Source organism: Thermostichus sp. MS-CIW-25, assembly GCF_054060015.1.
The window spans coordinates 1-9,852 of the sequence record NZ_JBSSCS010000059.1 but is presented as its reverse complement, the minus strand read 5'-3'; the positions used below and the strand labels follow the sequence as shown (position 1 = coordinate 9,852).

The 9,852-nt window shown below is 57.5% G+C and carries 10 protein-coding genes; 3 read left to right on the top strand and 7 right to left on the bottom strand.

What is annotated here, in order from left to right:
• Positions 1-692 (bottom strand): RNA-guided endonuclease InsQ/TnpB family protein (locus ACVWZ1_RS13680; RefSeq protein ID WP_457503695.1); only part of this gene is annotated, 692 nt, incomplete at its 3' end.
• A 304-nt stretch (positions 693-996) separates the two neighbouring features.
• Here ACVWZ1_RS13680 and tnpA point away from each other — a divergent pair.
• Both tnpA and ACVWZ1_RS13670 read left to right on the top strand, forming a co-directional pair.
• Positions 997-1,437 carry an IS200/IS605 family transposase gene (gene tnpA / locus ACVWZ1_RS13675; RefSeq protein WP_414350393.1) on the top strand — a complete coding sequence of 147 codons (441 nt, stop codon included), beginning with the start codon at positions 997-999 and terminating at the stop codon, positions 1,435-1,437.
• Between the two features lie 171 nt (positions 1,438-1,608).
• Positions 1,609-2,211, top strand: coding sequence for a glutathione S-transferase family protein (locus ACVWZ1_RS13670; protein WP_457503694.1), 603 nt, complete (start codon positions 1,609-1,611; stop codon positions 2,209-2,211).
• Positions 2,212-2,222: 11 nt separating this feature from the next.
• Here the strand turns inward: ACVWZ1_RS13670 and ACVWZ1_RS13665 are convergent, their stop codons facing one another.
• The 3 genes from ACVWZ1_RS13665 to der form a co-directional block, all read right to left on the bottom strand.
• Positions 2,223-3,479, bottom strand: a complete 1,257-nt coding sequence (locus ACVWZ1_RS13665) for a BMP family lipoprotein (RefSeq protein ID WP_414356312.1) — start codon at positions 3,477-3,479, stop codon at positions 2,223-2,225.
• Between the two features lie 88 nt (positions 3,480-3,567).
• Positions 3,568-4,032 (bottom strand): SsrA-binding protein SmpB, encoded by a 465-nt coding sequence (gene smpB / locus ACVWZ1_RS13660; RefSeq protein WP_011432891.1) that lies wholly within the window; start codon positions 4,030-4,032, stop codon positions 3,568-3,570.
• A gap of 23 nt (positions 4,033-4,055) precedes the next feature.
• Entirely contained in the window at positions 4,056-5,435 is a 1,380-nt protein-coding gene (gene der, locus ACVWZ1_RS13655; RefSeq protein WP_457467366.1) for a ribosome biogenesis GTPase Der, read from the bottom strand.
• A 160-nt stretch (positions 5,436-5,595) separates the two neighbouring features.
• Between der and ACVWZ1_RS13650 the strand changes: the two genes are divergently transcribed.
• On the top strand, positions 5,596-6,792 hold the full coding sequence (locus tag ACVWZ1_RS13650; protein ID WP_414415961.1) for an aspartate aminotransferase: 1,197 nt from the start codon (positions 5,596-5,598) through the stop codon (positions 6,790-6,792).
• A 3-nt stretch (positions 6,793-6,795) separates the two neighbouring features.
• Here the strand turns inward: ACVWZ1_RS13650 and ACVWZ1_RS13645 are convergent, their stop codons facing one another.
• From ACVWZ1_RS13645 to ACVWZ1_RS13635, 3 genes are all read right to left on the bottom strand, one after another.
• Positions 6,796-8,004 (bottom strand): Coenzyme F420 hydrogenase/dehydrogenase, beta subunit C-terminal domain, encoded by a 1,209-nt coding sequence (locus ACVWZ1_RS13645; RefSeq protein WP_457467367.1) that lies wholly within the window; start codon positions 8,002-8,004, stop codon positions 6,796-6,798.
• A 148-nt stretch (positions 8,005-8,152) separates the two neighbouring features.
• Positions 8,153-8,758 (bottom strand): sulfite oxidase-like oxidoreductase, encoded by a 606-nt coding sequence (locus tag ACVWZ1_RS13640; RefSeq protein WP_414374616.1) that lies wholly within the window; start codon positions 8,756-8,758, stop codon positions 8,153-8,155.
• A 104-nt stretch (positions 8,759-8,862) separates the two neighbouring features.
• Complete coding sequence (locus ACVWZ1_RS13635) at positions 8,863-9,501, bottom strand: response regulator transcription factor (RefSeq protein ID WP_011434112.1); 639 nt, start codon at positions 9,499-9,501, stop codon at positions 8,863-8,865.
• Positions 9,502-9,852 lie beyond the last annotated feature (351 nt).

The window sequence follows — 9,852 nt, the reverse complement described above, 5'->3', positions numbered from 1 at the left end:
TGGGCGCGGCGGTAATACTGGGGCACTGGGACGGACTCCCCTGTATCGGTCACCAAAAAGGAGTCCAGCCCCATGTCGATCCCTATCGTGTTCTCTGATGTTGGCGAATCGGGGGTTAATTCAGGGACAGACGCATCTTGCAGGCTTAATGTCACATACCACCCATCAGCCTTACGGGTGATGGTGGCAGTCTTGATAGCAAACCCGTCAGGCAAAGGACGGTGTTGAATCAGTTTTACTGCTCCGATTTTGGGCAGATGAATGAACTTCCCCTGAAGGCAGTCCTGTTTTACCTGGGGAAAGGTGAAGGAACGATACCGGCCCGCCCCTTTGAATCTCGGCCTTCCTGCCCTCTTGCCGTTACGGTCGCCTTTCAGCCAGCGGTCGAATGCTTTATGCACTCGCTCTATGCAGTTTTGCAGGACTTGCGAATGGATTGCTTGGTATTCGGGGAACCTTGCTTTGGTATTCACCAAGTCCCGTTTTTGGGAGTAGAAATCAGGCCTGTCTCTCAGCTCAGGCAAATGACAGATTAAGGGGCAAGCGTTTATATCACAGCGGTTTTGCTCCCACCAGTTAAACCGCTCTGCCAACCGATAGTTGTACTGCTTGCGCAACAGCTCCAGCCATTGCTCCATCAGAACAACTTGACTGGGGGTAGGCCGCAGACGGTACTGATAGGCAGTCCTCATCTTAAGCGTGCTCAGAAACCGCTACACTGATTATAGCGCCAGCAGAGATTAGCTAGCTCGCCGGGAAGCCCCGCACTCTCTGCAACAGCAGGAGGGTCGGGATGAAAGGCGGATATATATATAATATAATATATTCTGTACTATAATCAACATGGTTGTACAAAACGGCGTTGCCGGAATCTGGTGCAACTACGCGGTTGGGCATCCCGTGTCTGCTCGCAGAGGGTTCTTGCAGTAGCTCCCCGATGAAGCGAGAAGCCCACGCTGTACCTGTAAGGTCAGTGATGGGAGTATGTCACCAGCCATGAAGCATGATTTCGTTTCCAGCGGCAGAGCTGTATCTGATTTGAAGGCACATTTGGTCTTAACCACCAAGTACCGTCGCAAGGTATTTACCGGCGAAATGCTGCAGCGATTACATGGATTCATGTATGACCTCTGCCGAAAGTGGGGCTGTAAACTTATTGAGTTCAACGGCGAGGCAGACCATGTTCATCTGCTGTTCCAGTACTATCCGCAGATAGATCTGTCCAAATTGGTAAACAACATCAAATCCGTCTCTAGTCGCAGGATGAGAAGCGAGTTTGCGGACTACATCAGCAAGATATACCGAAAAAATGTGCCATGGAACGAGTCTTATTTCATCGCTTCATGCGGTGGGGTAACAGTCTCGGTATTGCGCCAGTACATTGAAAACCAAGGTACTCCCGCCTCTCATCCCGACCCAAGCGCTCCGCGCCGCTAGCGCGTTCGCTTCAGCGGGCCGTAGGCCATACGTCCTGCGGACAGAGGGCGGGGCTTCTCGGCGGTTTAGCTAAAAAAGTGTTAGGGACAGAGGGTTTTTGTTGATTGGGTTGCCGTTGGCGTTGTTAGGACGAAGTTCTTTGTAAGGTGCTTTGGGCTGAGGTTAACCACAATGTTGCGACTGTACGGGATCCCAACCTCCGGAAATTGCTACAAAGTGGAATTGCTCCTCAAGCAATTGGGGATCCCCTATGAGACGGTTGAAGTCAACTCCAGGGCCGGAGAAAACCGCCGCCCCGAGTACCTGGCCAAAAACCCCCTGGGCCAGATCCCGGCTTTGGAACTGGAAGATGGAACGGTCTTGGCCGAGTCCGCCGCGATCTTGGTCTACCTGGCAGAAGACACCCCCCTCTACGGCCAAAACAAGTTGGAACGGGCTGAGATTTTGAAGTGGTTGCTTTTTGAACAAACCCGCATTGCCCGCTACATCGCCACCACTCGCTTCTGGGTACGGGCCGGCCAAGCAGAGGCCCATGCTGACCTGATCGCCCAGAACTTGAAATCTGGAACAGAGGCCTTGGAGATCATGGAAGGCCACCTGCAGGGGAAAGCATTTTTTGTGGGCAACCGCTACACCATCGCCGATCTCGCCCTTTTCACCTACACCCATGTGGCGGAGCAGGGCGGGTTTGACCTCAAGCCCTTTCCTCAGATCCGAGCCTGGTGTCAGCGGGTGAAAGCCACCGACCGCTTCTTCCCCCTCCCCGGAGCCTAGAACGCCTTCCGCTAGTTGCTGGCTCCCTCCATGCCCTCTAGCAACTGGCCCAGATACCAAATCTCGACCTCGCTGGCCACATCTCCCTCAGCCAAGAAGGGCGTGCCATCTTGAAAGTTGAGCGGCCCCTTGAAGAGCTGAATGCTGCCATTCCCCAAGCCGGCGATGAACTCCTCCAACTTAGCCCTATCTTCTGGCTCCAGGGCTTCTCCCATGATGAACCCTGCCGAAGACGTGTCCGGGTTGTTGATATCCGACCAGTCGATGGGCGGACGCAAGAATTGGCTCTCGAAGGTGCCCGCACGAGCCGCCTCGATCAATTGCTTGTATCCTGGCCCCCAGTTGTAGTAGGAAACCCCCAGGCAAATTTCGGGCGCAAAGTTACAACCGCTGGCCAGGCCGTAGTGGGTGTAGCGCACTCGCTTTCCGGCCTCAGCAGCCCGTTTGCCTTGCACCGCCGCCTCCGGTGTATCCAACCCTGACATCACCACATCAAAGCCGCCGTTGTAAAAGTCATCGGCAACCTTGCTCGGATCCAAAGTGACCCCTGGAATGTTAAACCAAAAGCCAATCCAGGTCACTCGGAATTGCAACTCCTCGGGACGATCCCGGTAAGTTTCCCAGCAGTATTTGGCCCCCAAGTAAGCAGCAGCAGCGTAACGGCGGGTTTCGTCGTTGATCAGAGGCCCCAACAGGCCAATTTTGCCGGTTTCGGATCCCAGAGCCGCGGCACATCCGGCCACCATGCGCATCGCTTCCATCTGGGGCATGATGTTGGCCAAGTTGGGCAGATCGATGTAATTTTTCCCTTCCTTCCAGGCCATGTCCCCAGAAGCATGGATAACCGCAATCTCGGGATGCTTGCGGGCCGTTTCAATCGCGTCGTCTTTGTGGTCATCAGAAGTAAAGATGATAACCTTGGCCCCTCGGGCGATCATGTCATCCGCCACCTGGGAGGCGCGCACATTGGGCCGATCCGCTGGGTTCACCTTATCCAGGTAATCAAACTCGACACCGGGCAACTTGGCCTTGACGTATTCGCTGCCCTCCACATGCGCCTGGCTCCAGCCGCCATCCTGCATCGGCCCCACCAGCACCATGCCCACTTTGAAGGTCTCCTGCGCCGTTGTGGGGGTGGATCCCAGTAGAGCGGCGACTGCCAGGCCAATAGCCCAGCCTCTCGAGGGAGAAAAAGCGCGGGTAAGATTCCAGTTCACAGGCAGCTCCAACAGAACAGGGATCCAAAGCCGGAAGACTACATCCATCATCGGGATCCCGCTGCAGATCGCTGTATCTGAGAATACAAAAAGGCGCTTGGCAAACGACGTGGAAGCCAGCAGGGGCTCAGGGAGAAATTTATCGTTCCTTCAGTTCCCGCTGAATCTCCCGCTGGGTTTGCCGCTCTTTGATGGCTTGTCGCTTGTCGTGGAGCTTTTTGCCACGGGCTACGCCCAGATGGGCTTTGATCCAGCCGCGGTTGAGCACCAGCTTGAGGGGAACCACGGTCAGGCCCTTTTGTTCCACCAAGCCCCGTAGGCGGTCGATCTCGCGGCGGTGCAGCAGCAACTTGCGGCGGCGGGTAGGGTCGTGGTTAAACACTTTGCTGGCGGTGTCATGGGGGGAGATGTGCAGATTGTGCAGCCATGCTTCCCCATCCCGAAAGAGGGCAAAAGCGTCTTGCAGGTTGGCTTTGCCCGCTCGTATCGATTTCACCTCTGTGCCGGTCAGTTGGATCCCGGCCTCATAGGTCTCCAAGATGTCGTACTCGAAGCGGGCGCGACGGTTGTCAACCAGGGTTTTGACGTTGGGATCCACAGCCATAGGCTTTCAGTAGACCAGAGGGCCTAACGAGAGGTCAGGGATCTCTCCAATTTTCGCACCGCCCGCCCAACCAAGCGCTCGGATTTGCCGCGCCAGAGAAAGCGAATGGGGGTACCGGTAAAGTCCAGGTTTTGCCGGAAGTGCTTTTCCAGGAAGCGGCGGTAGTTATCCTTAAACAAATCGGGATCGTTGACAAACAGAACAAAGGTGGGGGGCCGATCCGCCACCTGGGTGCCGTAGTAAATTCTGCCCTGCTTGCCCTGGCGGTTGGTGGGGGGCGATTGCCAGGCAAGAGCATCCTGGAGCACTTCGTTGACCACAGCGGTGGGAACCCGTTTGCGGTGGGCGGCCACCACGGTATTTACCTGCTCAAAGATTTTGTGGGTGCGTTGCCCGGTGAGGGCGCTGACAAACAGGAGCGGCGCCCATTCGATAAAGTAAAGCCTGTCGCGAATTTCGCGGGTAAAGTCGTTGATAGTATAGGTGTCTTTGTTTTCTACCGCATCCCACTTGTTGACCACGATGACACAGGCGCGGCCCTCTTCTTCGATGCGCCCGGCCAGCCTCTGATCCTGTTCGGTAACCCCCTCCAAAGCATCGATCACCAGCAGCACTGCATCCGAGCGCTGGATGGCCTTGAAGGCCCGGTTGATGCTGAAGAACTCAATGCCGTACTGCACGCGGTTTTTTTTGCGGATGCCGGCGGTATCGATGAGGCGATAGGGCTGCCCTTCCCAGGTGACCACGGTGTCGATGGCATCGCGGGTGGTGCCGGAAATGGGGCTGACGATGGCCCGCTCGGATCCCACCAGGCGATTGAGCAGGCTGGATTTGCCCACGTTGGGCCGCCCCACAATCGAGACGGCGATGGGATCCGGCTCGCCTGCGGCTTCTGCGGTCACTTCGGGCAAGTGAGCCAGCACCGCCTCCAACAGCTCGGCTACCCCATTGCCATGAATGCCGGAACAGGGGATCGGATCCCCCAGCCCCAGCTCCCAAAAGGCTGCTGCCTGAGCCAGGCCCATCTGCCCCGACTCGCACTTGTTTACGGCCACCACCACCGGCAGGGGTTGTTTGCGCAGCCAATCGGCCACTTCTACATCGGCGGGTGTCAGTCCCTCTCGGCCATCCACCACGAAGATCACGGCTTGGGCCTCGGCCATGGCTGCCATCGCTTGCTGGCGAATGTGGGGCAGAAATTCGCTGTCGTCGCCAAAAACCAGGCCGCCGGTATCCACCACCCGCAAGCGGCGCCCGTTCCACTCCACCTCCTGGTACAGACGATCCCGGGTCACGCCGGGCTCATCGTGCACAATGGCCGAACGCACCCCCGCCATGCGGTTGACGAGGGTGGATTTGCCCACGTTGGGGCGGCCCACAATGGCCACAAGAGGTAGGGGCACTGTTGGCTCGTCGATAACTTGGGATATCTATCCTAGCTGTTCGGGATCCCGGATGCCCAAAGCCGCCAATCTCGATCATTGCTTTGGATGCAGGTCTGGCGGTAAGTTAGGTACCTATCCTCCCATCAGGCACCGGCTGTGCCCCTTCCCCATTCTTGCCATGAACCGCGCTCTCGTTCCCGCCCAGCGGCTGAACAAGCTGCCCGCCTATGTCTTCGCCCGCTTGGATGAGCTGAAGGCCCGCGCCCGCCAGCAGGGGTTGGATTTGATCGATCTGGGCATGGGCAACCCCGATGGTCCCACCCCACAGCCGGTGGTGGAGGCGGCGCAGGCGGCCATTGCGGATCCCGCCCACCACGGCTACCCGCCCTTTGAGGGCACGGCCAGCTTCCGCCAGGCGATCACGGATTGGTACTGGCGCCGCTACGGGGTGGAGCTGGATCCCAATGGAGAGGCGCTGCCTTTGCTGGGATCCAAAGAGGGGCTGACCCACCTGGCTCTGGCCTATGTGGATCCCGGAGATCTGGTGTTGGTGCCCAGCCCTGCCTATCCAGCCCATTTTCGCGGCCCCATGATTGCCGGCGGGCAGATCTACCCGATGATGCTGCGCCCGCAGAAGGGGTGGTTGATCGATCTGCAAGAAATACCGCCGGAAGTGGCCCAGCAAGCGCGGGTGCTCTACTTTAACTACCCCAATAACCCGACGGCGGCAGTTGCGCCCCGCTCTTTTTTTGAGGAGGTGGTGGAGTTTGCCCGCCGCTACGATCTCATCCTGGTGCACGACCTGTGCTATGCCGAGCTGGCTTTTGACGGCTACCGGCCCACCAGCCTGCTGCAGATCCCAGGCGCCAAGGACTTGGCAGTGGAGTTCCACACCCTCTCCAAAACCTACAACATGGCCGGCTGGCGGGTGGGATTTGTGGTGGGCAATCGCCAGATCATCCAGAGCTTGCGCACCCTGAAAACCAATCTCGACTACGGCATTTTTGCCGCCATCCAAAAGGCCGCCGAAACTGCCCTGCGCCTGCCGGATAGCTACCTGGAGCAGGTACAAGAGCGCTACCGCCGCCGGCGCGACTATCTGATCGGCCGCCTAGCGGAGTTGGGCTGGCGGATCGAGCCGCCACGGGCGACGATGTATCTCTGGATCCCTACCCCCCGCGCTGCCGACGGCACCCCTGAGGGATCGACGGAGTTTGCCCTGCGGGTGCTGGAATCTACAGGCGTGGTCGTAACCCCCGGCAGCGCTTTTGGAGAGGGAGGAGAGGGCTACGTGCGGATTAGCCTAATTGCCGATTGCGAGCGCATAGGTCAGGCTATCGATCGCTGGGCGGAAGCTGGGATCCGCTACTGCTGAGCCTCAGTCTTGCGGGAGTTGGTACTGCTCCACAATCCGCCGGGCAAAGGGGGGCACGTGCTGCTCCAACTTCTGGGGATAGTGGCGGCGCACATAGAGGTAGTTGCGGGTGAAGTGGGAATCGATGGAAAAACGGGCATATTCCAAACCGCGTGGCCCAAACCGCTCGATCACCGCCCCCATGATCTGGGCCAACCACATCGGTAGGGTCAGGGCTTGATCGTAGGCAGGGATCCCCTGCTGCACTGCCGCCCTCCGGGATCCCTGCGAGATCACCGGTTGGGTTTCCAGCTCCTCCCAGACTAAGTCCAACAGCTCTTGCCCCCGCTGATTGCGCACCAGCAGCCACTGCCAGCCCAAGGGGGATCCCATGTAGCCCACCACCAGATCTGCCAGAGCATTCACATAGTCAAAACAACTGAGGCAGGAGGGGGCAAACACGTCCTTGAGTTCTTTGGTCTTGAGGCCGAAGAAGGGCACCTTTTCCACCGAGCCATCTTCGTGTTTGAAGTGGATGTGGAAGTCTTGCATAAACTCGTAGTGCACCACCGTCTGTGGGGAGCGGCTGGTGGTTTCTAGAAACTTTTGCAGCCCGGCACGGCTGACATTGTCCACACAGGGCGTGCCCAACACGTACAGCTTCTCCAGGCCCAGTTTTTTTTCCACCGCCCGCAAAGCCTGAATTTGGCAGCCCACCCCGATCACCAATAGGCGCTTGAGGCCGCTTTGCTCCACTTGCTCCAGCACCGACAAATTGGGGGACAGGGTTGGTTTATTGACCCGCGCCGCCAAGACCGCTTCGGGGGTACGTGCCAAGATGGGCCGGGGCTGAAAACGATCCTGGGCATCCGCCTGCACGCACACCACCCCTTCCACCAAGCCGCTGGTGAGGGCCTTCATGCCAATGCTGCTGACGATGCCCGTCCACTGGGCACCAGGGATCGGATCCCGTTTGCGGGCCGTAAACATTGCCTCGTAGACACCGAAGTAATCGGTATCGGTGACGGCGAGGGATCCTGAGCGCAGCGATTCCCGGGATCGCCCGTGGGTCTGTTCTTCCAACTGGGTCAGTTGCTGGTTCAAGAAGGCACAGGCTTCTCTGACCTGGGCCACGTAGCGGGTATCGCAAAGGCCACACTGGCTGCACAGCTCTTTGGCCGGATAGTGGCCGGAACGGATGGGCCGGGCTGGACGCGGTGAACGGGATCCCATGATCTCTGCTTACTGGGTCTTTCGAGGCTTCCGATTTGATCTCTTCCTTGAAGATGCAGGCACCCTTTTCAGTTTGCGGCCAAAACGGCAGACGGTGGCAAAAAGCTTCAAGGGATCCCTGGCCAAGGAGGGCAAAATCCCAGAGCCTCTATGAATCGCTGTAGCGTTCTTCTGCCCAGGGTTCACCGCGCATGTGGTAGCCGTTGCGCTCCCAAAAGCCCGGCTGATCTTGGGGGAGAAACTCCAGGCCGCCGATCCACTTGGCACTTTTCCAGGCGTACAGGTGAGGGATCAAAGTGCGCACCGGCCCACCGTGATCTACCGGGAGCGGCTGGCCTTCCAGGGTGTGAACCAGGTAGTTTTCGGGGCGGATGAACTCCTCCAGAGTCAGGTTGGTGGTGTAGCCACCATAACAGTGTTGCATCACCGCCTTGGCCTCAGGAGCGATGGATACTGCCTGCAACACGTCCGGGATCCGCACCCCTGTCCAAGTCACATCCAACTTTGACCAGCGGGTAACACAATGAAAATCGGCGGTGAACGTATGTTGGGGCAAGGCCAGCAGATCCTCCCAGGTGAGCACTACTTCTTTTTCCACAGATCCCCAAATGCGCAGCCGCCATTCTTCTGGCCGGATCACCGGCGTATCGCCGTAGGTGAGCACCGGAAAGCCCCGCGCCAAATGCTGCCCAGGGGGTAGCCGACCCGACAAGGGATCCTCTCCTGCCAATTTTTGAAAAAACTTACCCACCATGGTTATTCTGCTCTGCAAGCGCTGCTACCACCCTATCTCCAATCGGGCTGAGGAGAGAGAGTTCCTGAGCCGCTAAGCAAGAGGACTCCGAAAAAGGAGAGGAATCATAGCGGTTTTTTGCCCAGACCACTTTCTATCGCCCAGCGGGCCAGTTCTGTGCGGTTGTGCAGGCCGGTTTTGCCCAGCATGTTGCTGACGTGGCTTTCAACGGTGCGCTGGCTCACCCCAAGAACTTCGGCAATCTCGCGGTTGGACAGGCCCCTGGCCACGTACTGGATCACCTTGGTTTCCGTTGGCGTAAGTTCAATTTCCCGATCCAGTTTTATGACCGGCTGAATGCCCACATTCTGCACTTGTAACAGGCGCTCGGTATGTTTGAGAGAAGACTCCACCTGCGCCACCAATTCTTCCGGCTCAAAGGGCTTGACCATGTAAACATCTGCCCCTGTGGTCAGGCCGCGCACCCGATCCGCCGTCTGCCCACGCGCCGACAGAAAAATCACAGGTATCCAGTCCGTAGCACTGTTGGAGCGAATGGTTTCCACAAAGGTATAGCCATCCATCTCCGGCATCATCACATCGCAGATGATCAGGTCTGGAGTGAAATGGCGCATCGCTTCCAACCCCTCCAGACCGTTGCTCGCCGCCACCACCTCATAACCGCGAAACTCTAGGTAGTCCTTGGCCAGCAGGATTAAGTTCGGATCGTCATCGATGAGCAACAGTCGCTTTGGGTTGTCCACAGCTCACCTTTTGAGTGCTAAAAAGTTGAGTGCTAAGAAGCTCTAGGGAAAAAACACAACCTCTCCTGCTTTGAGGATCTTCACCACAGGAAAACAATCCGTAAGTGCCCGATTCTTGTTCGCTAGATCAGGCAGCAGTCCGTGATAACTGTGCCTTACCCCTAGTCTCTAGGATATCACACATGGAAGAAGTGGAAGTATCCACTTGCGAAATGCTGGCAACAGTATCTCTACGGAATTTAGGAGCCCTGGCTGGTACAGCCTTTTAATTTAAAATAGGGTACAGGTATTCAAGAGGAAGGAGAGAAAGGAATGCCGACTCATTCTTTGGATTTGCGGCAAAGAGTTGTA

Bases quoted from the DNA above. Each gene is read 5' to 3' on its own strand.
- tnpA (WP_414350393.1), top strand. From the start codon at position 997: ATGAAGCATGATTTCGTTTCCAGCGGCAGAGCTGTATCTGATTTGAAG.
- ACVWZ1_RS13670 (WP_457503694.1), top strand. From the start codon at position 1,609: ATGTTGCGACTGTACGGGATCCCAACCTCCGGAAATTGCTACAAAGTG.
- ACVWZ1_RS13665 (WP_414356312.1), bottom strand. From the start codon at position 3,479: ATGATGGATGTAGTCTTCCGGCTTTGGATCCCTGTTCTGTTGGAGCTG.
- smpB (WP_011432891.1), bottom strand. From the start codon at position 4,032: ATGGCTGTGGATCCCAACGTCAAAACCCTGGTTGACAACCGTCGCGCC.
- ACVWZ1_RS13650 (WP_414415961.1), top strand. From the start codon at position 5,596: ATGAACCGCGCTCTCGTTCCCGCCCAGCGGCTGAACAAGCTGCCCGCC.
- ACVWZ1_RS13645 (WP_457467367.1), bottom strand. From the start codon at position 8,004: ATGGGATCCCGTTCACCGCGTCCAGCCCGGCCCATCCGTTCCGGCCAC.
- ACVWZ1_RS13640 (WP_414374616.1), bottom strand. From the start codon at position 8,758: ATGGTGGGTAAGTTTTTTCAAAAATTGGCAGGAGAGGATCCCTTGTCG.